This is a genomic window from Nonomuraea candida (genome assembly GCF_000725485.1).
Taxonomy (GTDB): Bacteria; Actinomycetota; Actinomycetes; order Streptosporangiales; family Streptosporangiaceae; genus Nonomuraea; species Nonomuraea candida.
This window is the reverse complement of sequence record NZ_JOAG01000033.1, coordinates 23,330-45,198: the sequence shown is the minus strand read 5'-3', so window position 1 is coordinate 45,198 and position 21,869 is coordinate 23,330. Positions and strand designations below refer to the sequence as shown.

The 21,869-nt window shown below is 72.6% G+C and carries 20 protein-coding genes, 1 tRNA gene and 1 pseudogene; 10 read left to right on the top strand and 12 right to left on the bottom strand.

The window, feature by feature from the left end:
- The first annotated feature begins 51 nt into the window (after window positions 1–51).
- From IO39_RS30095 to IO39_RS58085, 3 genes are all read left to right on the top strand, one after another.
- Window positions 52–426, top strand: a complete 375-nt coding sequence (locus IO39_RS30095) for an FKBP-type peptidyl-prolyl cis-trans isomerase (RefSeq protein WP_043630054.1) — start codon at window positions 52–54, stop codon at window positions 424–426.
- 457 nt (window positions 427–883) lie between these two features.
- Window positions 884–2,407, top strand: a complete 1,524-nt coding sequence (locus IO39_RS30090) for an ATP-dependent DNA ligase (protein WP_043630052.1) — start codon at window positions 884–886, stop codon at window positions 2,405–2,407.
- A 379-nt stretch (window positions 2,408–2,786) separates the two neighbouring features.
- Window positions 2,787–3,668, top strand: coding sequence for a septal ring lytic transglycosylase RlpA family protein (locus tag IO39_RS58085; RefSeq protein WP_245642369.1), 882 nt, complete (start codon window positions 2,787–2,789; stop codon window positions 3,666–3,668).
- A gap of 222 nt (window positions 3,669–3,890) precedes the next feature.
- Here IO39_RS58085 and IO39_RS30075 read toward each other — a convergent pair.
- Both IO39_RS30075 and IO39_RS30070 read right to left on the bottom strand, forming a co-directional pair.
- Window positions 3,891–4,928 (bottom strand): annotated as a pseudogene (locus IO39_RS30075) (phosphotransferase family protein); the annotation flags it as partial.
- A gap of 535 nt (window positions 4,929–5,463) precedes the next feature.
- Window positions 5,464–6,066 carry a DUF1707 and DUF4870 domain-containing protein gene (locus IO39_RS30070; protein ID WP_043630046.1) on the bottom strand — a complete coding sequence of 201 codons (603 nt, stop codon included), beginning with the start codon at window positions 6,064–6,066 and terminating at the stop codon, window positions 5,464–5,466.
- A gap of 133 nt (window positions 6,067–6,199) precedes the next feature.
- Between IO39_RS30070 and IO39_RS30065 the strand changes: the two genes are divergently transcribed.
- Window positions 6,200–6,544, top strand: a complete 345-nt coding sequence (locus tag IO39_RS30065; protein ID WP_043630044.1) for a hypothetical protein — start codon at window positions 6,200–6,202, stop codon at window positions 6,542–6,544.
- Between the two features lie 336 nt (window positions 6,545–6,880).
- Here IO39_RS30065 and IO39_RS30060 read toward each other — a convergent pair whose 3' ends face one another.
- Window positions 6,881–7,987, bottom strand: coding sequence for a DUF4192 domain-containing protein (locus IO39_RS30060; RefSeq protein ID WP_052423551.1), 1,107 nt, complete (start codon window positions 7,985–7,987; stop codon window positions 6,881–6,883).
- Between the two features lie 551 nt (window positions 7,988–8,538).
- On the opposite strand from IO39_RS30060, the gene IO39_RS30055 reads away from it, so the two are divergent.
- Entirely contained in the window at window positions 8,539–8,922 is a 384-nt protein-coding gene (locus IO39_RS30055) for a DUF4260 family protein (protein ID WP_211267221.1), read from the top strand.
- Window positions 8,923–9,019: 97 nt separating this feature from the next.
- Here IO39_RS30055 and IO39_RS30050 read toward each other — a convergent pair whose 3' ends face one another.
- The 5 genes from IO39_RS30050 to IO39_RS30030 all read right to left on the bottom strand — a co-directional run bounded on the left by IO39_RS30050 (window position 9,020) and on the right by IO39_RS30030 (window position 13,993).
- On the bottom strand, window positions 9,020–9,754 hold the full coding sequence (locus tag IO39_RS30050) for an EI24 domain-containing protein (RefSeq protein ID WP_063765367.1): 735 nt from the start codon (window positions 9,752–9,754) through the stop codon (window positions 9,020–9,022).
- A gap of 10 nt (window positions 9,755–9,764) precedes the next feature.
- Window positions 9,765–10,352: a Maf family protein gene (locus tag IO39_RS30045; protein ID WP_043630042.1), complete on the bottom strand. Its 588-nt coding sequence runs from the start codon at window positions 10,350–10,352 to the stop codon at window positions 9,765–9,767.
- A 10-nt stretch (window positions 10,353–10,362) separates the two neighbouring features.
- Window positions 10,363–11,064 carry a DUF937 domain-containing protein gene (locus IO39_RS30040; RefSeq protein WP_084773726.1) on the bottom strand — a complete coding sequence of 234 codons (702 nt, stop codon included), beginning with the start codon at window positions 11,062–11,064 and terminating at the stop codon, window positions 10,363–10,365.
- Between the two features lie 67 nt (window positions 11,065–11,131).
- Window positions 11,132–13,126 (bottom strand): ATP-dependent zinc metalloprotease FtsH, encoded by a 1,995-nt coding sequence (ftsH, locus tag IO39_RS30035; RefSeq protein ID WP_281200201.1) that lies wholly within the window; start codon window positions 13,124–13,126, stop codon window positions 11,132–11,134.
- Between the two features lie 36 nt (window positions 13,127–13,162).
- Window positions 13,163–13,993, bottom strand: coding sequence for a hypothetical protein (locus IO39_RS30030; protein WP_043630039.1), 831 nt, complete (start codon window positions 13,991–13,993; stop codon window positions 13,163–13,165).
- A 167-nt stretch (window positions 13,994–14,160) separates the two neighbouring features.
- On the opposite strand from IO39_RS30030, the gene IO39_RS30025 reads away from it, so the two are divergent.
- A complete protein-coding gene (locus tag IO39_RS30025; RefSeq protein ID WP_052423549.1) occupies window positions 14,161–15,126 on the top strand; it encodes a DUF3616 domain-containing protein in 966 nt (321 codons plus the stop codon).
- 69 nt (window positions 15,127–15,195) lie between these two features.
- Here IO39_RS30025 and IO39_RS30020 read toward each other — a convergent pair whose 3' ends face one another.
- Window positions 15,196–15,858, bottom strand: coding sequence for a peptidyl-tRNA hydrolase (locus IO39_RS30020; protein ID WP_084773721.1), 663 nt, complete (start codon window positions 15,856–15,858; stop codon window positions 15,196–15,198).
- Window positions 15,855–17,207, bottom strand: coding sequence for an MFS transporter (locus tag IO39_RS30015; RefSeq protein ID WP_043630035.1), 1,353 nt, complete (start codon window positions 17,205–17,207; stop codon window positions 15,855–15,857). Before IO39_RS30015 ends, IO39_RS30020 begins: the two co-directional genes overlap by 4 nt.
- Before the next feature lie 71 nt (window positions 17,208–17,278).
- On the opposite strand from IO39_RS30015, the gene IO39_RS30010 reads away from it, so the two are divergent.
- From IO39_RS30010 to IO39_RS29995, 4 genes are all read left to right on the top strand, one after another.
- Window positions 17,279–18,229, top strand: a complete 951-nt coding sequence (locus tag IO39_RS30010) for a GlxA family transcriptional regulator (RefSeq protein ID WP_245642368.1) — start codon at window positions 17,279–17,281, stop codon at window positions 18,227–18,229.
- Window positions 18,230–18,324: 95 nt separating this feature from the next.
- Entirely contained in the window at window positions 18,325–18,897 is a 573-nt protein-coding gene (locus tag IO39_RS30005) for a CGNR zinc finger domain-containing protein (RefSeq protein ID WP_043630033.1), read from the top strand.
- 85 nt (window positions 18,898–18,982) lie between these two features.
- The gene (locus IO39_RS30000; protein ID WP_043630031.1) at window positions 18,983–19,426 is read left to right on the top strand and encodes a VOC family protein; all 444 of its coding nucleotides are present in this window, start codon (window positions 18,983–18,985) and stop codon (window positions 19,424–19,426) included.
- Complete coding sequence (locus tag IO39_RS29995) at window positions 19,426–20,286, top strand: pyridoxamine 5'-phosphate oxidase family protein (RefSeq protein ID WP_043630029.1); 861 nt, start codon at window positions 19,426–19,428, stop codon at window positions 20,284–20,286. The genes IO39_RS30000 and IO39_RS29995 overlap by 1 nt, the downstream gene beginning before the upstream one ends.
- A 75-nt stretch (window positions 20,287–20,361) precedes the next feature.
- Here IO39_RS29995 and IO39_RS29990 read toward each other — a convergent pair.
- Together IO39_RS29990 and IO39_RS29985 are read right to left on the bottom strand one after the other, a co-directional pair.
- A tRNA-Ala gene (locus IO39_RS29990) sits at window positions 20,362–20,434 on the bottom strand.
- A 93-nt stretch (window positions 20,435–20,527) separates the two neighbouring features.
- A complete protein-coding gene (locus IO39_RS29985; RefSeq protein ID WP_043630027.1) occupies window positions 20,528–21,850 on the bottom strand; it encodes an MFS transporter in 1,323 nt (440 codons plus the stop codon).
- Window positions 21,851–21,869: the final 19 nt, after the last annotated feature.

Genomic DNA, 21,869 nt, shown 5'->3' with positions numbered 1-21,869 from the left:
TCGACAGACAGTCGGCGGCAGTCGACGACAATCGTCAACAGGAGCACTTTCGTGGCACTCCAGAAGCCCGAGATCGACTTTCCCGGCGGCAACCCGCCCCAGGACCTCGAGATCGAGGACCTGACCGTGGGTGACGGCCCCGAGGCCAAGCCCGGCCAGAACGTACGCGTGCACTACGTGGGCGTGTCGTTCTCGTCCGGGGAGGAGTTCGACGCCTCGTGGAACCGCGGCCAGCCGTTCGAGTTCCCGCTGGGCGCCGGGCGCGTCATCGGGGGCTGGGACCAGGGGGTCGCGGGCATGAAGGTCGGCGGCCGGCGCAAGCTGGTCATCCCGCCGCACCTCGGCTACGGCACCCGCGGGGCCCCTCCGCGCATCAAGCCGAACGAGACGCTCATCTTCGTCGTCGACCTGCTCGGCGTGAGCTGACGTCCGCTCCGGTGGCGCCGGCGCCCGGGGCCGAGGTCCTTCACGACCCGGCACCGGGCCCCTCCCCCCTTCCGGGTGCCATCGCCGAACCCTTGGGGCGTCGCCCAGGCGCGGCCCCGAGCCGTACCGCTCGCCGGCGGCGCACCACGCGACCGCCGGCCCCGCCCCTCCCCACGCGACCGCCGGCCCCGCCCCTCCCCACGCGCCCGCCCACGGACCCCCCACCGCCGGGCATCGCCCTCACGCACGCCCGCCCGCCACGGACGTCGCCCTCACGCCCACCGACCGCCGGGCATGCCTCTCGCCCACGGACCCCGACCGCCGGGTGTTTTCTTCCCTTCGCGACTGCAGGGGCGGGATGACCGAATTGCCCCAGCACTGCCCATCGACCGACACACTCTGCGGATATGCCGATATCAGGTAGGGAAATGTCACCGCCGTAAGGCACCATAGGCGTGTGCTTCTGATCGACGTGGTCCGGGTTTCCGAGGCGGTGACGCGTACATCCGCGAGGCTCGGCAAGATCGGCCACCTGGCGGAGCTCCTGGGCCGGGTCGGCCCCGAGGAGGCGGAGATCGCGATCTCCTACCTCTCGGGCGAGCTGCCCCAGCGTCAGGTCGGCGTGGGCTGGCGCACGCTGGAGGACATCCCGCAGCCCAAGCTGGTCGCCACCGCCACGCTGACCGAGGTCGACGCGCTGCTGAGCCGGATCAAGGCCGTCTCCGGCCAGGGCTCGCAGGCGGCGCGCAAGGCGCTGGTGGCCGAGCTGTTCGCGGGGCTGACCAGCCAGGAGCAGCAGTTCATGCGGCGGCTGCTCTTCGGCGAGCTGCGCCAGGGCGCGCTCGACGGCGTCATGATCGAGGCCGTGGCCAAGGCGTCGGGCGCGCCGTCGGCCGACGTACGCCGCGCGCTCACGCTGCGCGGCTGGCTTCCCGCCGTCGGGGCGGCCGCGCTGACCGGCGGGGTGGCGGCGCTGCACGCCTTCCGGCTGGAGGTGGGGCGGCCGGTCGCGCCGATGCTGGCGGGCAGCGCCCCCAACGTGGCCGCCGCCCTGGAGAAGGCGGGCGCGCCGGCGTCGCTGGAGTGGAAGCTCGACGGCGTACGCGTCCAGGCCCACCGCTCCGGCCAGGAGGTGAAGGTCTTCACCCGTACGCTCGACGACATCACGCCGCAGGTGCCCGAGCTGGTCGAGGCGGTCCTCGGGATGCCCTCCGACGACCTGGTCCTCGACGGCGAGGTGATCGCGCTGCGGGGCGACGGCCGGCCGCATCCGTTCCAGGTGACGGCGAGCCGGGTCTCCAGCAAGACCAACGTGGAGCGGTTGCGCGAGCAGACGCCGCTGAGCGTGTTCTTCTTCGACGCCCTGCGCGTGGACGGCGCCGACCTGCTCGACCTGCCCTACTCCCGGCGCCAGGAGGTCCTCACCCGCACGGTGCCGCAGGGCCTGCTGACGCCGCACCTGGTGACGTCGCAGGTGGCGGAGGCGGAGCAGTTCTTCACCGACGTGGTGAAGGCCGGTCACGAGGGCCTGGTGGTCAAGTCCCTCGCCTCCCCCTACGCGGCCGGCCGGCGCGGGGCGGGCTGGATCAAGGTCAAGCCCCGCCACACCCTCGACCTGGTCGTCCTGGCGGCCGAGTGGGGCCACGGCCGCAGGGAAGGCAAGCTGTCCAACCTGCATCTCGGCGCCCGCGACCCCGAGGGCGGGTTCGTGATGCTCGGCAAGACCTTCAAGGGGCTGACCGACGAGCTGCTGGCCTGGCAGACCGAACGCTTCCTCGAACTGGCCGAGGGGCCCACGGACGAGTGGACGGTGCGGCTGCGTCCCGAGCTGGTGGTCGAGATCGCCTTCGACGGCGTGCAGCGCTCACCCCGCTATCCCGGCGGCATGGCCCTGCGCTTCGCCCGGGTGCTGCGTTACCGCCCGGACAAGCGCGTCGAGGACGCCGACACGGTCGACACCGTCCGCTCCCTGATGCTCTGACCACCGCCTCTCCCGACCCCCCTCTTCGCACTCTCGGACCTCCGGCCATCCCCCCTCACGGCCACCCCCTTCGCGCCCTTCTCGTCACGCCGGGGCGATCGCTCCGGGTCGTCGCCTCGGACGATCAAGCTCAGCCCTTGAGGGGAGCCGAGAAGTCGAAGATCCACGGCGCACGCTGGGTGTCTCGGGATACTTGCGGCATAGGTGAGAAATTTCACTGGATGGCCCATTAAGTTGCCTTTACCTGCTGTTTGTCGCATATGTTCGTCCCCGTCGCGCGGGATCCCCACCCCGCCTGCGGATCGGCCTCCGTACGCCCCCGCCCCCTCACGGCCTGGCCTTTCCTTTCCCCATCCCCTGACTAGGACCGTGGTTTACCTTGGGCCAGCACAGCCGTAAGCCTTCTCCTCCGGATCGCAAGCCCTCCCCGCACAAGCGCCGCTGGACCGCCGTCGCGGCCGGCGCGGCCGTCGTGGCGGCGGCGTCGACGACCGCCTGGGCCGCCATCGGCAACGACGACTCACCCAAGAGCACAGTGGCCTTCACCCCGTCGGCCGCCACCCCGAGCACCGCGGTGACGTCTCCCGGCCCTGCCTCGTCCCCGAACGGCGCCGCCCACCGCCACACTCCGCAGCCCGACTCCCCGACCCCCAAGCCACCGGCCGCCGCAGCCCAGCCGGAGACTGCCGGTTCTCCCGGACCGGCCACCGCATCCCCCGCTCCCGCCCGCTCCCAGACCCGGAAGACCGAGACCGGTCCGACCAGGGCCAGGACCGGGACCAGGACCGGTACCGGGACCGGGACCACCGAGCCCGGGGCCGAGACCGCCAGAACCGGGGCCGAGGGCGCCAGGCCCCGGACCGAGGGCGCCAGGACTGGCAGCCAGGCCGCCAAGAGCGAAGCCGCCGAGACCGGTTCCGCCACGACCGAAACGGCGAAGTCCGAGGCCAGGAAGCCCAAGTACCGCGTGCTCTCGTCCGGTGCCTGTGGCGCCTCCTACTACGGCGAGCCCCAGATGACGGCCAGCGGCGAACGCTTCAACCCCGCCGCCATGACGGCCGCCCACAAGACCCTGCCGCTGGGCAGCAAGGTACGCGTCACGAACCCGAACAACGGCGAGTCCGTCACGGTCCGCATCAACGACCGGGGCCCGTACATCGGCGGCCGCTGCCTCGACCTCTCCAGGGCCGCCTTCGCCGCCATCGGCAACATCAGCTCCGGGGTGATGCGCGTCAAGTACGAGGTGCTGGCCCGCCGCTGACGCCCAAGCGCCCCCGGAACTTGGCACGCCATCCCCGCCCTTCGCCGCGCCCCGTAGGCCCGGTTCCCAGCCCGCCACACACCGCGTCCTGGACGCCCCGTACCCATTCGAGGGCAACGGGCTACGGCTCACGAGCCCGGATGCGGGTCAGTCACGGTTCGCAGGAGAATGTCCGTCAGTGCCGCGAGGGCGAGGGGCAGCGGTGGCCGTGGCCGGGTGGACGTATGCGGCCAGGCCATCGGCCCGTTCCACCTCGTCCCCGTCTCTGTGCGCGTACAGGGCCTGTTGCAGGGCGAAGGAGCCGCGAATGGCGGCGATGCGGGCTTCGAGGTCGCTGTCCTGCCGGCCGCGGGCCCTGAGCACCCGGCGCAGAAACCTGGATCCGTACGAGGCTCCGACGGCCGCCAGGTCCTCGGCGCGGTCGCCGATCGTGACCTCGTCCCAGTCCACCACGCCGCTGAGCCGCGGCACCCCGTCGTGCCACTCCCACAGGACGTTCTCGGCGCCGAGGTCACCGTGCACCACCGCCGGCTGCGCCGGGTCGGGCAGCCGTTCCAGTGCCGTGAGCTCGCGCTCGGCACGGTCGCGGCCGTCGTCCGACATCATCCCGTACAACTCGGCGCGAACCTCCGCCGCGAACTGCCGCCAGCGACCCTCGGGCGCCGGCAGCACCGCCCGCGCCCGCTCGTCGGCCCCGGCCTCCGACAGTCCGGTCAGCAGCGCGGCGTACTGGGCGGCGACAGCCTCGGCCACCCGCGAGTCCGCCAGCAGCTCAGCCACAAGCGGCGCACCGGGAACCCGCGTCAGAACCAGCCACGAGCCCCCGGAAACGACCACCCCCCGGCCACCGCCACCGACCCCCGACGCCACACCATCGCCAACCCCCGGCAACCGGCCCCCACCGCCGGCCCCCGAGAGCGCACCGCCACTCGCCCCCGGTGCCCGCCGCAGGCCATCGCCAGCCACCCCTGACATCCGATGGCCGTCACCCATCCCCGGCCGCCGGCCGCCGTCGCCTGCCTCCGACAGTGACAACGGCCGGGGGATGCGGAAGGGCAGGCCGAGCTCCGCGAGCACGTGCAAGGTGGCGGCCCTTTGCGGCAGCCGGGCGGCGGCCGCACTGGTGCGGGGCAGGCACACCACCCGGTCTCTGCCGATCAGCACATGGTGGAACTGCCCTTGATGGACTTCGAGATCCGCAGGCTCGGTGCCTGGCAGCAAGCGGCTCAGCAGGGCGGGATCAATCTGCAGGTCTTTCATGAGGAGGGCTCTTGCTCTCCGTTCCCCGATCAGGTGCTCCCCGGCGTCGTCCGCGCCCGTCCCCCGGACGGGCCGAACAGGCTGAGCGAGCAGCGTGGCGATCTTTTTCTCACTGACATTCGTACGTCAACCGGAGCCTGCCCGCGCGAACCCACACATCAATGCAGACCTCCTCATCGAGCACGGCCCTCACCCGCGACCTCGCCACCGCCCTCAAGTCCGGGACGGAACCGCGAAGCGCCACAGAGCCGAGCAGAGCGCCGGGACACGACGGCCCAGCGGAAGGCCACCGCATCAAAGATCGCACCCGGAACGGACCCGACACACAACCCCGACACGGAACCCCGGCACCCGACCGTCAACCCAGGACCCGACCCGCAACTCCGACATCCGACCCGCAACCCCGACACTCCGACCCGCGCACCGGATGTGTGAGCCGGGAACTCGGATGCGTGTGCTGGAAAGACGACGCCCCGCCCGGTTCATGAGCCAGGGCGGGGCGGGAGGGATTGGGATTGTGGTCAGCGGCGAAACGCTACTTCACCAGGCGAAGGGTCATGGGGTAGCGGAAATTGCCCTCTGACAGTGCCGAGACGCCGCCGACGATGGCGAGGATGATGGCCGCGACCCAGATGAACGGCACAAGGACGATTCCGACGAAGGTGAGCGGCAACAATATCGAGGCGCCCACCACCGTGATCTGGAAGTTGAGCGCTTCCAGGGCGTGGCTGCGGATGTAAGGCGACGTCTTGCCGCCGGTGAGCAGCAGGAGCAGCGGGCCCAGGACCGGGAAGCCGATGATCGGCAGCAGATGAGCGAGCGCGCCGCCGAGGCGCTCGTTGCTCTCCGCCGGCCCCGTCGCGGGCGCCGGGCGCGCCGGGTGGGGCGGCGGGGCGAGCGTGGGCACGGCGAGGGAACCGTACAGCTCGTTCATGATGGGCATCAGGTCGCCGTGGGTACGCGCCGTCATGGCGCGCTCCAGCCGATCGTCGAATTCGAGCTTGTCGAAGCGGCCCTCCGCGTACGCGGCCTTGACGTGCTCCACCACGTTCTCGCGGTCCTGGTTGGTGACGCGCAGATGAGCTGGCGGCACCTGTCCCGGCCCGGGGGTTTTCGGTACCCCAGCCATAATCGCCATGCCTCTCCTTGAAGAATCGGACTGTCACTCCTCATACTGCGTCCTGCGAACTCGTGCCGCCATCGGGAGAATCCCGGATCTGTCCCCGAGATCATCCCCGACGCAAGGGCCCCAGACGGTATAAAAAGGATTCATGAGATGGCGAGACCGCTACGGCATTCGTCGGCTACGCGGCCGTAAGATCGCGAAGTTCGACCGTGAGGCGACAGACGCCGACATCGAGGCGCTCATCGCCTTCGCTCGTTCGCGGCGCGGTGTCGAGTTTTACGTCGAGCCAGAGACCTTCGCCACCGACACGACCGCTGTGGCCGTCGCCGACGACGGCGAGTGGACCCGGCGCAGGGTCGGCTCACCGGCAGTGATCCACAAGGTCGCCCGCGACCTCGCCCTGCCGGTGTACGACGTCCAGCTCACCGGCTATCCGCAGCGCATGCGGGCCTACAACGAACGCCGCAGAAAGGAAGAAGGCAGCCTTTAGCCTTTCCTTCCCCTACCCGGCCACTTCGTCCCCCACCGCCGGTGACGTCCACGGAGGTGCCGACAGGGGTGGAGTTCTTCACGCCATACGCTCGCGCCGTGGGCGATCAAGCACATGAACGACCACATCCCCGTCCCCGTCTCCACCCCAGCCCCCGGCCCGTGGTCTCTGCTCCCGTCTCCCGGGTTCCCGGGTTCCCGGGCCATGCGGCCGTGGCTCGGGGCACGCCGCTGATGGATGGCCCAAGGAGGGGATCACGTTCTCGTCCCGGACGGTTGCCCGGTGCGGTCCGGCCGACGGAGGGCTTACGTCTGGGGTTTCAGGGGGCCCTGGTTGTCATTCGAGTTTGGGTGGTGAATCGTCCTCTCCGAGGAGATTGACCAGGGGGAGGAGCCAGGCTGCGTTGGGCGGGCCCATCGCGGAGTCCAGCTCGGCCGGCGTCGGGAGGCGGTCTTTGAGGATGGCCGGGGAGAGCAGGTTCTGGAGGGCGTGCATGAGGAGATTGGCCATCGAGTAGCCGGGGTCGGCGGTCAGGGCGCGTTCGAGGGCTATCGTCGCCTGAACGCTGTTGCCCGCCCGCCAGGCCGCCATCGCCAGCAACGACGCGGCCGGCGGGACGAAACGCGGCTCCAGCCTGCGGGTCAGGTCTCGCCAGAGCAGAGTGTGTGAATCCTCCATGAGCGTCCACGCCTCGTCGCGCACTCTCATGATCGTCAGGTCCAGGCCCAGCCGCGCCGCCTCCGCGTCGTCGAGGCGGCCGCCCTCGGCATGGGTGGCCAGCGCCGAGCGGACCCGGCTCAGCCCGTCGGACACGAACTGTGTGGCGAACGCCTCCAGGTCGGGGGCCGCCATGATCCGTGCCTGGAAGTCGGCGATCGCCTCGGCCGTGGCGCGGCGCATCGCCACGCGTACGGGGCCGGTGACGGGAGCCACCATGCGTTCCAGCGTCTCCCGGTCGGGCAGGGCCACCAGGCCGCGCACCGTGGCCTCGGCCGCTATCTGGCTGCTCGACAGGTCGTACGGGGTGCCGTCGGCGGGGCAGCACGTCGTCAGGTCGCAGATGTACGACCAGTAACGACCCTCATGGGCCCGCAGCGCCTCCCCCACGTGAACCCCGTGCGTGGCCGCGAGGCGTCTGGCCTCGTCCACCGCCGGAGTGACCAGGTCGCCCGCGCCGTAGCCGATGACGACGATCTCCGTGACGCTCTCGCGCTCGAAGAGGGGCGCCATCGCGTCGAGGGTGCCCGGCGGGAACGGCAGCCCCCACCTCGTCACCAGCTTGGCCTGCCCTCGGGCCAGGCCGATGACGATCAGGCTGGCGGTGGGATGGAAGCCGACGAGGTAGGGCACGGCGGCCAGGATGTCGGTGGGGCTGCTCAGGGTGAGACAGGGCTCCGCGCCAAAGGGGGAACCGCCCGAGGCGTCTTCCTCCGCGCCGTCCATCGGTATCAGTGCCGACCCCGACGCCGGTGCCGACCCCGACCCCGGTGCCAGGGCCGGCACCGGCCCCGACGCCGGTGTCAGTGCTGACGCAGGTGTCACGGCCGAGGCCGAGGCTCTCCTCGTGGCCGGGCCTTCGGCGGGGCCGCGGAAGCTGGGGCTCGGAGGGGTGGAGGCAGAGCTCGGGAGGTTGGTGGCGGGTTGGGGGGACTGGGGGCCGGGAGCGGCGGGCGGCGAGGCGTTGAGGGGTGAATGCGGGCGGTTCGGGGGGCGGTGAGGCCGGGGGTTGGTCGTCATGGGTCCCTAGGGTGCCCGGTGTTCGGGGGCGCCGACGGGGCTCAGGTCGCTTCTGTGGATGAAGCGGGCCGGGCGCTCAGCGGCTGTGGACAACCACGTCGAGCCGGCCGGACACATCTCGTCCTGTGCCTCCCGGCGGCCCGTTCGGGGCGGCCGGAGCGTCGGGCGCTCCAGGTCGCGCAGCCTGTGGCCTCGGGGGGAAGGATGGCGTCGCCGGGAGGTGGGCCGAAGGTGATCTACGGCATACGCTGACGGGTGTGACTATCGAAGGCTCGCGTGACGACCTCTCCCAGCCCGCCCGCGACGCCGTCGGCCTGCCGCGCAGGATCGCCTGGGGAGCGCTGACGCTGTTCCTGGCCGCGTTCGCGGTGTTCGAGAGCGTCAAGTACGGCCTGCCCACCACCGCCGCCGCCGTCCTGCTGTTCGTGCTGCCCGACCTGGCGCGACTGGCGGGGGTACGCCCGCCGGGAGTCCTGCACCAGGCCGTGCACCGTGTCTGGATCCCGCTCGCGGTGCTGGTCGGTTACACGTTCGGGCCGATCGTGTGGCCGCCGCTGTTCACCGCCGGCCTGGGGTGGCTCACCCGCATCGGCCTGGACCGGACGCTCGGGCGCGGCCTCACGTCCGGTCGCGAGGCGTGAACGGCCGGCGCCGGCGGCGTCCCGGCGGAGTCCGAGCAGGGCGGAGGCGTCCCGTCAGAAGGCGTCCCGCGCAGAACGGCCGGGGACGGCCGGCGGTTCAGGAGACCGGGGCCAGGCGGGTGCGGACGAGCAGGGCCGCCCCCGCCACCGCCGCCGGCATGGCGATGACGGCCACGAACGGCACCAGGAACAGCAGGAAGCCCGCCACCCCGAACCCCAGCGCGCTGGCCTTGTTGGCCCGCAGCAGGGCGAAGCGCTGCTTGCGGGACATGCCCCGCCGTTCCAGGGCGAGCGTCGTGAGCTCCACCGTGAGGAAGAACCCGGAGACGGCGGCTCCCAGCACGGGCACCACCGTCTGCCCCACCACCGGCACGAACCCCAGGAAGAACAGCGGAATCGTGAACAGCAGCACGTAGAAGAGCGTCACCAGGCTGTCGCGGATGGAGCGCGGCAACGTACGCCACCACGGCTGCTCCTCCTCCTTCTCCAGCACGTCCGCCGCCGCCGACAACTTCTCGTAGAACGGCTCCCCGATCACCAGGGTGATCGCCGCGAACGTGAGCACCGCCAGCGCCAGCCCCCCGATGAACAGGGCGATCCCCACCAGCGTGCGGAACAGCTCCGCCCAGCTCCACGAGTCGGCGAACGGCGTCAGGAACTCGGCCAGCGCCGAGGCGTTCGTGCCCAGGAAGATCAGCGCCACGGCATAGACGCTGAACGCGATCAGCGCCGGGATCAGCCCGAACAACCACCACCGGGTGTTCTTGGCGACCCAGCCGAAACCCTGGAAGAGAAAGCCCACACCGGCGGTGAAATCACGCACTGATCGCATGCCCGGCAGGCTAGCGCCAGAACGACGTCACCGCGTAGCCGAGTTCGGCGAACAGCTCGCGCAGCAGCGGCAGCGACAGGCCGAGCACGTTGCCGTGGTCGCCCTCGATGCCCTCGACGAACCAGCCGCCGCGCCCGTCGATGCTGAACGCCCCGGCCAGGCCGAGCGGCTCGTCGGTGGCGACGTAGGCGGCGATCTCCTCCTCCGACGGCTGGCCGAAGCGCACCACGGTGGTGGCGACCTCGGCCACCTGGCGGCCGGCCGCGACGTCGATCACGCAGTGGCCGGTGACCAGGCGCCCGGTGCGGCCGCGCATGAGGCGCCAGCGCTCCGTGGCCTCCTCGCGGGTGGCCGGCTTGCCGTAGGGGCGGCCGTCGAGCTCCAGGATCGAGTCGCACCCGATGACCAGGCCCTCTTCGAGCCCGCCCGCGACCGCCTCCGCCTTGGCCGTGGCCAGCACCCGGCTGAGGGCCGCGGGCGAGTGGGCGGAGTAGCTCTCCTCGTCGACCCCGCTGACGATCACTTTGGGGTCGAGACCTGCGCTGCGCAGGAGGGCCAGGCGGGCGGAGGAGGCTGAGGCCAAGACGATCACCGGCATAGCTTACCGGTCACCAGTCGGGGTTCGACGTGCCCGGGGCGGGGTCCCAATCGCTGCGGTAGGGCTCGGACGCCGCCTCGCGTCCGGCGCCGTAGGGTCCGGACGCCGCCCCGTGCCCGGTGCCCCGGTAGGGCTCCGGCGTGATCTCGTGCTCGGTGCGGTACGCCTCGTACGGCCCGGCCTGGCGCGGCACGCCCGCCGCCCCGAAGATGCCGCCCAGCAGCGTGCCGATCAGCTCTCCCAGCCCGCCGGGGATGGCCGCGCGCTCGCGGTTCAGGTCGTCGGCCACTTCGCCGGCGTCCATGTCGTGACCGGCGGCCCGGTCGGCGAGCAGCGACATGATCATGGGTGCGATCAGCGGCAGCAGTCTCATGATCGCCGTCGAGCTGACCCCGGCGAGCTGCGCGAGCCCGGCCGCGGCCTGCTCGGTGCCCTGACCGCCCAGCACGTGGGCGAGGATGCTGTGCCCGTCGCGCACCAGCGAGGCCACGTCGCCGTTGAACGGGTCGGCATCCATGTGGTCGTCGAGCGCCCCGCGCAGGGCGTCGGCGCCGTCCGGGTGCTCGGCGTTGCGGGCCAGGCCCCCCACGATCGTGCCCGACACGGCTTCGATGACCTTGCGGGCGGTCAGCGTGTCCGTGCCGAGCATGCCGGCGATCTGTTCCAGTCCTTGGTCTCCGAGTCCGGCGAGAAGCTCGTCATTCAGTGTCACGACGGTCCCCCGATCAGTCGTCTCGGGAGACCTGCCCCTGCCGGACGCGAAGCAACGCCCGAATTGCCTAACTTTCGGAAAAACGCGCGGGCTGAGCCTCGGGGGCTCCGGCCCGGTGCGCCTCCACCGCCGGGCGGGCCGCCACGGCCTCCGGCCTGCTCTCGGCCGGCCGCGCCAGACCGGCCGCCGCGTACGCGCTCGCCTCGTCCAGCGTCTCCTGCTCCAGCAGCGCCGCCACGATGGCGTCCAGCTTGTCGCGGTTCTCGGTCAGGATGCGGACGGCGCGCTCGTAGCACTCGTCCACGATCCGCCGCGCCTCCTCGTCCACCATGGCGAGGGTGACGGGCGAGGCCTGGGGCGGCTGGCCGTCGTTGGGCAGGATGGTCAGCGGCCCGACCTTCTCCGACATGCCCCACCGCCCGACCATGCCGCGGGCGATCATGGTGACCTGCTCCAGGTCGTTCTCGGCGCCGGTGGTGATGACGCCGTAGACGACCTGCTCGGCCGCCATGCCGCCGAGCGCGCCGGTGATGCGGCCGCGGAGATACTGCTCGTCGTAGGCGTAGCGGTCGGTGTCGGGCGTGGAGAGCGTGACGCCCAGCGCCCGGCCGCGCGGGATGATCGAGATCTTCCTGACCGGGTCGGCGCCCGGCTGGAGCATCCCGAGCAGCGCGTGGCCGGCCTCGTGGAAGGCGGTCCTGGTGCGCTCCTCCTCCGGCATGACGATGCTGCGCGCCGCGCCGAGCTGCAGCTTCTCCAGCGCGTCGGCGAAGTCGGCCATCGTGACCTTCTCCTTGCCGCGCTTGGCGGCGAGCAGGGCGGCCTCGTTGACCAGGTTGGCCAGGTCGGCGCCGGTCATGCCCGGGGTGGTCTTGGCGAGCTGGTCGGGGCTGACGCCGTCGTCCAGCGGCACGCCGCGCGTGTGCACGGCCAGGATCGCGGCGCGGCCGGCCGCGTCGGGCAGGCCCACCTGCACCGTACGGTCGAAGCGCCCGGGACGCAGCAGCGCCGGGTCGAGGATCTCGGGCCGGTTGGTCGCCCCGATGACGATCACGCCCTCGGCCCCGGAGAAGCCGTCCATCTCGGTGAGGATCTGGTTGAGCGTCTGCTCGCGCTCGTCGTGGCCGCCGATGCCGCCCGCGCCGCCGCGGGCCCGCCCGATGGCGTCGATCTCGTCGATGAACACGATCGACGGCGCCACCTTGCGCGCCTCCTCGAACAGGTCACGCACCCGGGAGGCGCCGACGCCGACGATCATCTCGATGAACTCGGAGGCGCTGGCCGAGAAGTACGGCACCTTGGCCTCGCCGGCGACCGCCCTGGCCAGCAGCGTCTTGCCGGTGCCGGGAGGACCGGCCAGCAGCACGCCCTTGGGCAGCTTGGCGCCCAGCCTGCGGTATTTGCCGGGGTCCTTGAGGTAGTCGACGATCTCGACGAGCTCGTTCTCGACCTCGTCGATGCCCGCGACGTCCTCGAACGTGACGCGCACCTTCGCGGCCTCGACCGGCTTGGCCGCCTTGGACTTGCCGAGCCCGCCCAGACCGCCGCCCATCATGCTGGCGCCGCGGCGCATGATCCAGATCCACAGGCCGGCCAGCAGCAGCACGGGCAGCAGGGACAGCAGCAGGTTGGAGAAGAAGCCGCGGGTGATGGGCTGCGAGGTGATCTCGACCTGGCCGGTGGCCAGTTGCTGGTCGAGCTGGTCGGTGTTGGCGAAGGCGGGGATCTCGGTGGCGAACTTCGTGTACGACTCCCCGCTCTCCGGGTTCTTCGCCGCGGCCCTCAGATCGCCCTCGACCGACAGGCCCTGGGCGTAGATGTCCTTGACGTTCTTGGCGCTCACCTGCTTGGTGAACTCGGTGTACGAGATCGTCTCGACCGAGCCGCTGTCCATGAACGACGACACGACGAAGAAGCCCGCGTACACCACGAGCAGGGTGACGACGAACCGCCACCAGTTGATCTTGGGCCGGCCTCCGGGGGTCCCGGGCAGGCCCTCAGAGCGCCAGGGCGGCTTGCCCCTGCGCTTGTCCGAAGCCTGCGGCGGTCCAGAGCGTTCCACGGCGTCACTCCCCAATATCGCCGCATCCATGATCTTCTAGCCTAGAACACGCACCCCTGAGGCCACGCGGCCGATGTCGCGCCACTGTTTGCGCTGCGAGTCAGGCACTGTGACGAACGCCAGACCGGGCTTGCTCATTCCCCCGTCCATGATCACGACCGCTGCCCGTGACGTGCGCTTGCCGTAGGTGACGCGGTAGGCGAGCATCCAGCCGCGCTTGACCGGCTGGGAGGCCAGCCACGTGATGCGCGAGCCCTTGGGGTGGTGGTTGAGCGTCCACCGGGCGGCCAGCAGCGCCGTGTCCCGCGGGGAGCGCTGCTCCATGATGGGCAGCGGGCAGGTCACGAACATGCCGCGCAGGCTCGTGCCCCGCTGTCTGGGCAGCACCTGCTTGGTGGTGAACGGCGCCGCCCCCGACGTCTTCCACCGTCCCGGCAGCCGCGGCACGGCCAGGCCGGTGCGCCGGTCCTTGATGACGCGCTTGCCGGGGTCGCGCAGGGCCATGCGCTTGACGCCACGGGTGAGCCGGGGGACGCGCGGGTCGGCGTACAGGGCCTCCATGGCCGTGTAGCCGGGGGCGAGCGAGACGCCCGGCGTCGGGGTCGCGCCGGGCGGCGCGGCGCTCTGCGACGCGGCAGCCGGCGGGGTGGCCGCCACAGTGGCGCCCGACACAGCGGCGGCCGACACAGTGGACGACACAGTGGCAGCCGGGGTCGGCGCGGGGCCGGACGAGGGCGGTGCGGCCGGCGGCGCGGTTACCGGCCCCGCCGCGACCTCGTCCGGCTCCGACGGGAGCACCACGACCAGCGCCACGGCGACGGCCGCGGCGGCGGCGGCCACGGCCAGCCCCCGGTACACCACCCGCATGCGAATGTCGCCGATGCGGGAGCGTTTGGGCGGAGAAGTGGGGACCCCACGCCTTGCGGCCGTTCTCTCTTGGGAGCCCTTGATCTCTTCTTCCCCTTGGAGCACGACGGGAGCGTACGACATATCCCGCCATCGCGCCTCGGAAGCTACCGAAGTGCAATCATGGCGTGGTGGAACAGGTTGAGCTGCGATTCGACCACGCCTCGCGAGCGTCTCAGACGCACACGAACCTCTCGGCGATCCGTCAGAGCGCCACCGGCCTGTGGGTCGCCGGGGACGAGACCGCCTCCTTCGAGCACCTCACCTGGACCGGCGACCACTACGGCGACCAGCGTTCCTTCCGCCTGGCCGACTATGTGGAGCTGCCCGCGGGCCCGGAGGACGAGGCCGACATCGAGGGCCTGGCCCACGCGGACGGCCACCTCTGGCTGGCCGGCTCGCACAGCCTGAAGCGCAGGAAGGTCAAGTCCAAGGACCCGGAGAAGGCCGCCGACCGGCTGGCCACCGTGCTCAGGGAGGAGAACCGCTTCATCCTGGCCCGCCTGCCGCTGGACCCGGCCACCGGGACGCCGCGGCCCGGCTCGATCATGTCGGGCGCGCAGAGCCTCACCGCGCGGCTCAAGCACGACCGGCACCTGGCGCCGTTCCTGGCGCTGCCGGGCAAGGACAACGGCTTCGACGTCGAGGGCATCGCGGTCACCGCCGGCCGCGTCTGGCTGGGCCTGCGCGGTCCCGTGCTGCGGGGCTGGGCGGTGGTGCTGGAGCTGCGGATCGAGGAGGCGGGCAGGGGGCGGCTGCGGCCGGCGGAGCCGTACCGCAAGCACTTCCTCGACCTCGGCGGGCTGGGCGTGCGCGACATGTGCCCGGACGGGGACGCGCTGCTGCTGCTGGCCGGCCCCACGATGGACCTCGACGGCCCGGTACGCGTCGTGCGCTGGCCCCTGGACCGCCGGGGCGTGGCCGCGGCCGGCGACCTGGAGACCGTGCTGGAGCTGCCCTTCGGCGTGGGCTGCGATCACCCGGAGGGGCTGGTCCGGCTGGCGGACGGCAGGCTCATGGTCGTGTACGACAGCCCGTCGCCCGCCAGGCTCACCCCGGCGGGCGGCGTGCTCGCCGACGTCTTCAAGGCCTGACCCCGTTCAGGGCCGCTGGAGGCTCAGGACCGGGCTCAAGGACTGACCCCGTTCAGGGTCGCCGAAGGCTCACGGCCGGACGTGGACGCGGCCCGACAGCCACGGCGCCTCGGCCACGAACGTGCACGACCCCGGCTCGATCTCGGTGAACCCCGCGTCGCGCACCACCGGCAGCCCGGCGGCCACCATGGCGTCGAAGCCGGCCCGGTCGGCGGCCGTGCGCACCGACACCGCCAGCCCCCGCTCCCGCCAGGCCGCCCGCTCGCCGGCGTCGCTGGCCCACCAGGCGAGCTGGGCGGCGTGCCCGGCCTGGGCCATGGCCTTGCCCGCGGTCATCTCCAGGCCGGGGTTGGCCCACAGGGTCGGCGGCGCGGCGGGGCCGGGCGCGGCGCTGTCGGTCAGGTCGGTGCCCGACACCTGAAGCCGCGCCAGGTCGCGCGGCCAGTCGTCGAGCGGCACGGGCGGGTGCACGCGCACCTCGGCGGTGCGGTGCTCGATCGTGCGGCCGGGCAGCGCGACCGCCCGGCGCCACTCGGCGCCCCTGGCCCGGCGCACCACCTTGCGGATCTTTCCGGTGGACTGCCAGGCGTGCAGCTCGGCGGTCCACTCTCCCGGGTCGTCGAGCAGGCTCAGCACGGCCATGGCGGCCGCCTCCAGCGCGTCGGTGCGCTCGGGAGGGGCGGCCCGCTCGATCCGCACGACCAGGGGCAGGACATACAGCTCGGAGTTCATCGTCTCCTAGCATGCCCGATGGCCAGGGACATGCCGGCGGCGAGGAGGCAGAGGGCGCCCGCGGCGTACCAGGCCAGGTCGTAGGCGCCCAGGTGGTCGCGGGTGAGGCCGGCGCCGACGGCGGCGATGGCGGCCCCGACCTGGTGCGCGCCGAACACCCAGCCGAACACCACGGCCCCGTCGGGCCCGTAGACCTGCCGGCACAGCGCCACGGTGGGTGGCACGGTCGCCACCCAGTCCAGGCCGTAGAACACGATGAAGATCAGCATGCTGGGCTCGGTCGTCGCCGCGAACAGGCCGGGCAGCACCATCAGCGACAGCCCGCGCAGGCCGTAGTAGACGCCGAGCAGCATCTTGGGGCTGACCCGGTCGCTGAGCCAGCCCGAGGCGACGGTGCCCACGATGTCGAACACGCCGATGACCGCGAGCAGGCCGGCGGCGACGGGCTGGGGCATGCCGTGGTCGTGGGCGGCGGGGATGAAGTGCGTGCCGACCAGGCCGTTCGTGCTGATGCCGCAGATCGCGAAGCCGCCGGCGAGCAGCCAGAACGGGCGCGTCCTGGCGGCGGAGAAGAGCACGGTGACGGCCCTGACGGCCGCGTTGACCCGGGCCGGGGAGCCCGCGCCCCCGGCCACCGCCGCACCCGTTCGAGCGGCCGCACCCGCCGCGCCGCCTGTGTCGCCTGTGTCGCTTGTGCCGCCTGTGCCGGGCCCGGGCGCCGGCTCCGCGCCCAGCGCGGTCGTGCCCACGTCCGCGGGCCGGTCGCGCAGCAGCCACCACACGAACGGCACCACGGCCAGCGCCGCCACGGCCACCGTCAGGGAGGCGAACCGCCACCCGGGCCCCTGCGCGAGCTGCGCGAGCACGGGCAGGAAGACGAGCTGCCCGGTCGCCCCCGCGGCGGTCAGCACGCCGGTGACCAGCCCGCGGTGGCGCACGAACCAGCGGTCCACCACCGTGGCGGCGAACACCAGCGCCATCGACCCGGTGCCCAGCCCCACCAGCACGCCCCAGCAGAGCAGGAGCTGCCAGCTCGCCGTCATGAGCACGGTGAACCCGCTGCCCCCGGCGATCAGCAGGAGGGCGACGGCGACCACGCGCCGCATGCCGAAGCGGTCCATCAGCGCGGCGGCGAAGGGCGCGGTCAGGCCGTAGAGCACCAGGTTGATCGACACGGCCAGCGAGATGGTGCCGGTCGACCAGCCGAACTCCTCCTGCAACGGCGTGATCAGCACGCCGGGGGTGGCGCGGAAGCCGGCGGAGCCCAGGATGGCCACGAACGCGACGGCCGCGACGTACCAGGCCCGGTGCAACCGCCGGCGGGTGGGGGCGGTGGTGCTCACAGTCATGCGCCAATCCTGATTTATCCCTTTCCATGGCTACGAGTGGCCGGAAAGCCAATATGTGCAAGAATCCGGCCATGCCGCATCGTGTCGCGGTCGTCGTGCTCGACCACTTCGCCCCGCTCGACCTCGGTGTGCCCGGCCAGGTGTTCCGGACGGCGGAGACGGCGGCGGGCGAGCGGCTGTATGAGGTGGTGACCTGCTCGGAGAACCGCGGGCCGGTGCGGTGCTCCGCGGGCTACACCGTGCTGCCCGACCACGACCTCGACGTCCTCGACACCGCCGACACGGTCGTGGTGCCCGGCATCCACGGCGGCCGGGCGATGAAGGACGGCACGATCAGCGGCCCGCTGCGCGACGCCCTGCGCGGCCGGCCCCGGACGATGTCGATCTGCACGGGCTCGTTCGTGCTGGCCGCGGCGGGCCTGCTCGACGGCCGTCGGGCCACCACCCACTGGCGCGAGGCCGACCGGTTCCGCCGCCTGTTCCCCCGGGTCGAGCTGGACCCCGACGTGTTGTTCGTGGACGACGGCGACGTGCTGACCTCGGCGGGCGTGGCGGCTGGGCTGGATCTGTGCCTGCACGTGATCAGGCGCGACTTCGGCAGCGCGGTGGCCAACAGGGCGGCCCGGCGCTGCGTGATGCCGCCGTGGCGGGAGGGCGGCCAGGCCCAGTACATCGACCGGCCGCTCCCGTACGGCAGCGGCGGCGGCACGGCGGCCACCCGCGACTGGATGCTGGCCCACCTGGACGCCCCGCTCGACCTGAACGCGCTGGCCCGGCACGCCAGGATGAGCGTGCGCACGTTCACCAGGCGCTTTCGCGAGGAGACCGGCCAGAGCCCGGCCCGCTGGCTGAACGGCCAGCGCGTGCAGCACGCCCGCCACCTGCTGGAGACCACGGACCTGGGCGTGGAGGAGGTGGCCAGGCGGGCGGGGTTCGGCACAGCGGTCTCGCTGCGCCAGCACCTGCACGCGGCCGTCGGCGTGTCACCGCTGGCCTACCGCCACACCTTCCGCCGTACCTGAGCCGCCGTCCGGCCTGCCGGAGCCGGTGTGCGGCACGCCCGCAGGGGGTCGCGCGTCTAACGGCTGCGTCCACAGGAAGGCGTTAGATTGAGGGCATGTCCTCTCTCACCCTGGAATTCGCCGGCACGGTCAGGGCCGACCGGCGCGGCCCGGTCGACGACCTGCCGGACGCGGCCGGCCTGACGGCCTGGGCCCGCGCGCACGCGGCCGACCTGGGCGTGGACGCCGGCTTCACGGCCTCGGAGGAGGCGTGGCGGCAGACCGTACGGCTGCGCCAGGCCGTACGCGCCCTGCTGGCCAGGGCCGTCGCCCCCGAGCCGCCGAGCCGGGCGGACGCGGCGGACCTGCCCGCGTTCGGGGAGGCGCTGGCGCTGGTGAACGCCACGGCCCTGGCGGCGCCCACGGCCCCGCAGCTCTCCTGGGACGGCGAGCCCGTCCTCACCATGGCCTCCGCCACCGGCGCGGACGAGCCCGCCCGCCTGCGCGCCCGGCTCGCCACGGCGGCCGTGGAGTTCCTCGCCGGCCCCGACCGGGCCCTGCTGCGCACCTGCCAGGCCCCCCGCTGCGTGCTCTATTTCGTCAAGGAGCACCCGCGCCAGGAGTGGTGCTCGACGGCCTGCGGGAACCGCGCCCGCGCGGCCCGGCACTACCGGGAGCACAAGAAATAGCCCTCTTCTAACGCCAAAGCAGTAGATTTGCCGTTATAGTGCTTCTAACGGCAAATCTACCGTGCAAGCGTTAGAGGAGTGAGGCATGGCCTTTCAGACCGGGCACATCGGGCTCAACGTCACCGACCTCGACAGGTCCATCGCGTTCTACGGGCGCGTCTTCGGGTTCACGCCGGCGGGCGAGTCGCAGGAGAAGGGGCGCCGCTACGCCTTCCTGGCCCAGGACGGCAAGCTGGTGCTGACGCTCTGGCAGCAGAGCGACGGCCGCTTCGCCGCCGGCCTGCCGGGCCTGCACCACCTGTCGTTCCAGGTCGCCGACCTCGACGCGGTGCGCCGGGCGGAGACCGTGATCAGGGAGCTGGGCGCGACCCTGCACCACGACGGCGTCGTGCCGCACGGCGAGGGCGCCGCGTCGGGCGGCGTGTTCTTCGAGGACCCCGACGGCATCCGGCTGGAGATCTTCGCCCCCGACGCCGCCGGAGACCGTCCCGCGCCCACCACCGGCGCGCCGACCTGCGGGTTCTTCTAATGAGAAACCATCCCGGCGAGGTCGCGGCGCAGCGGCGGGCCGGGGTCGGGCTCACCGGGCACGGCAGCGCGCGCACCCGGCCGGAGATCCCCGGCCCGGCCGCCGAGTTCCTGCGGGCCCAGCGCATGATCGTCGCCGGGGCGGCCGACGACCTCGGGCACCTCTGGGCGGGCGTGCTCACCGGGCCCGCCGGGTTCGCCGCCGCCGAGGACGACCGCACGATCGTGATCCGCGCCCTGCCCGCCGCCGGCGACCCGCTGCACGGGCTGTTCGCGGCGGAGCGGGACCTCGGCCTGCTGGCCATCGAGCCGCACACCCGCCGCAGGATGCGGGTGAACGGCACCGCCGTACAGGCCGGGGACTCCCTCGTCGTGTGGACCGAGCAGGTCTACTCCAACTGCCCCAAGTACATCCAGACCCGCGAGCCCACCACCTTCCCCGGCACGCCCGCCACCCTCGGCGGCGGGAGCGAGCTGACGGAGCGGCACGCGGATCTGATCGCGGCGGCGGACACGTTCTTCGTCGCCACCGCCGCCGACGGGCACGGGGCCGACGTGTCGCACCGGGGCGGCAACCCCGGCTTCGTCCGGGTCACCGGGCCGCGCACGCTGGAGTGGCCCGACTATCCGGGCAACGGCATGTACATGACCCTGGGCAACCTGGAGCTGAACCCGGCGGCCGGGCTGCTGTTCCCCGACTGGGAGCAGGGCGGGACGCTGCAGCTCACCGGCACGGCCAGGGTGGAGTGGGGGGATCGGCCGGTGGTGCGGTATGAGCTGGAGTCGTACGTCCACCAGCTCGCCGCCATGCCCGGCGGGTGGACGGCGCCCGGCTACCACCGCTTCAACCCGCCCGTGTGAGCCCGCCACCGGAGCCGGGCCCCGGCAACGCGAGAAGGCCGCCCCCGATCTCGGGAGCGGCCTTCTCGCCTGTTGTGGAGCTATGGGGATTCGAACCCCAGACCTCCTCCATGCCATGGAGGCGCGCTACCAACTGCGCCATAGCCCCTCGTGCCTGAACAAGTGTATCCGACTTCGGGACCGCCCGAGCACGCTTCGAACCGGGGCCGCCGCCCGCCCTCCGACGGCCCCGGCCCGCGCGTCAGGCCGGTTGCTTTCGCGCGAGGTTCCCGTAGGCGGCGGCGAAGAGCGCGGCCAGCAGGGCCGCCACCGCCGCGACGCCGAAGCTCCACCCGGCGCCCCCGGCGGCCAGCACCACCGCCCCCACCGCACCGGCCACGCTGCTGCCCACGACCCTGACCAGCGCGTTGATCCCGCCGGCCGCCGCCGTCTTGGCCGGCTCCACGTGCTCGACCGCCATCGTGCCGAGCGCGGCGTACCCGAGGCCGACGCCCAGGCCCAGCACGGTCGCGGCGCCGTACAGGTCGGCGCTCGACGACCTGGACACCGCCAGCCACAACGCGGCGGCCGTCACCAGCGCCGAGCCGGCCGTCACGAGCGCGGAGGCGGTGAAGCGGCGCATCAGCGCGCCCGCCAGCACGGAGACCACGAGCATGAGCACCGTCGTCGGCAGCAGGTAGATCCCGACCTGCAGCACCGTGGCGCCGAGCGCGCCCTGGGCCACGGCCGACACCGTGGTGATGGCCGCGAACAGGGCGAACCCCAGCAGGAACGACGCCACGGTCGCCCCCACCGTCCGCCGGTGCACGAGCATGGGAATCTCGATCAGCGGCGACTCGGCGCGGCGGGCGGTCGCGACCCAGATCGCGGCCACCACCACGGCCGCCGCCAGCAGTCCCAGCGTCAGCGGCGAGGTCCAGCCCCACGCCGCGCCCTTGCTGATGGCGAGCAGCAGGCACACGAGCCACGCCGCGACCAGCGCCGCCCCGGTCAGGTCGGGCCGCCCGGGGGCGCGGGCGGGCGTCTCGCGCACCACGGCCGCCACCAGGACGAAGCTCAGCGCGCCCAGCCCGGTCAGCGCCCAGAACACGGCGCGGTGGTCCCCGTCGAGGAGTCCGGCGAGGATCATGCCGCCGCCGCTGCCGACGCCGATCATGGCGCTCAGCACCCCGATCGCGGCCGGCAGCCGGCGGGCGGGGACGGCCTGCCTGACCAGGCCCATGGCCAGCGGGAGCAGCGGCGCCGCGACGCCCTGGAGCACGCGGCCCGCGATGAGCGGCGCGAGCGTGTCCGACAGCGCGCCGAGCGCCGAGCCGGCGACCAGCAGGCCGAGCGCGACCAGCGACGTCATGCGGCGGCCGTACATGTCGCCGAGCCGTGACAGCAGCGGGATCGAGACCGCGCCCGACAGCAGCCCGGCGGTGAGGGTCCAGGAGACGGTGGTGGGCGAGGCGCCGAGGTGCCGCGCGAGCCCCGGCAGCAGCGGCACCACGACCGTCATCTGCAAGGTGCCCACGGCCACGGCGAAGGCCAGGACCGCGACGGCCCACAAGTTTTTATACATGTATAAAAAGTAACATGAC

What these genes read in the sequence shown, in the direction of transcription:
- IO39_RS30070 (WP_043630046.1), bottom strand. Translation starts at nt 6,066, where the DNA reads ATGGCGATTATGGCTGGGGTACCGAAAACCCCCGGGCCGGGACAGGTG.
- IO39_RS30065 (WP_043630044.1), top strand. Translation starts at nt 6,200, where the DNA reads ATGAGATGGCGAGACCGCTACGGCATTCGTCGGCTACGCGGCCGTAAG.
- IO39_RS30060 (WP_052423551.1), bottom strand. Translation starts at nt 7,987, where the DNA reads ATGGACGGCGCGGAGGAAGACGCCTCGGGCGGTTCCCCCTTTGGCGCG.
- IO39_RS30050 (WP_063765367.1), bottom strand. Translation starts at nt 9,754, where the DNA reads ATGCGATCAGTGCGTGATTTCACCGCCGGTGTGGGCTTTCTCTTCCAG.
- IO39_RS30045 (WP_043630042.1), bottom strand. Translation starts at nt 10,352, where the DNA reads ATGCCGGTGATCGTCTTGGCCTCAGCCTCCTCCGCCCGCCTGGCCCTC.
- IO39_RS30030 (WP_043630039.1), bottom strand. Translation starts at nt 13,993, where the DNA reads ATGCGGGTGGTGTACCGGGGGCTGGCCGTGGCCGCCGCCGCCGCGGCC.
- IO39_RS30020 (WP_084773721.1), bottom strand. Translation starts at nt 15,858, where the DNA reads ATGAACTCCGAGCTGTATGTCCTGCCCCTGGTCGTGCGGATCGAGCGG.
- IO39_RS30015 (WP_043630035.1), bottom strand. Translation starts at nt 17,207, where the DNA reads ATGACTGTGAGCACCACCGCCCCCACCCGCCGGCGGTTGCACCGGGCC.
- IO39_RS30010 (WP_245642368.1), top strand. Translation starts at nt 17,279, where the DNA reads ATGCCGCATCGTGTCGCGGTCGTCGTGCTCGACCACTTCGCCCCGCTC.
- IO39_RS30005 (WP_043630033.1), top strand. Translation starts at nt 18,325, where the DNA reads ATGTCCTCTCTCACCCTGGAATTCGCCGGCACGGTCAGGGCCGACCGG.
- IO39_RS30000 (WP_043630031.1), top strand. Translation starts at nt 18,983, where the DNA reads ATGGCCTTTCAGACCGGGCACATCGGGCTCAACGTCACCGACCTCGAC.
- IO39_RS29995 (WP_043630029.1), top strand. Translation starts at nt 19,426, where the DNA reads ATGAGAAACCATCCCGGCGAGGTCGCGGCGCAGCGGCGGGCCGGGGTC.
- IO39_RS29985 (WP_043630027.1), bottom strand. Translation starts at nt 21,850, where the DNA reads ATGTATAAAAACTTGTGGGCCGTCGCGGTCCTGGCCTTCGCCGTGGCC.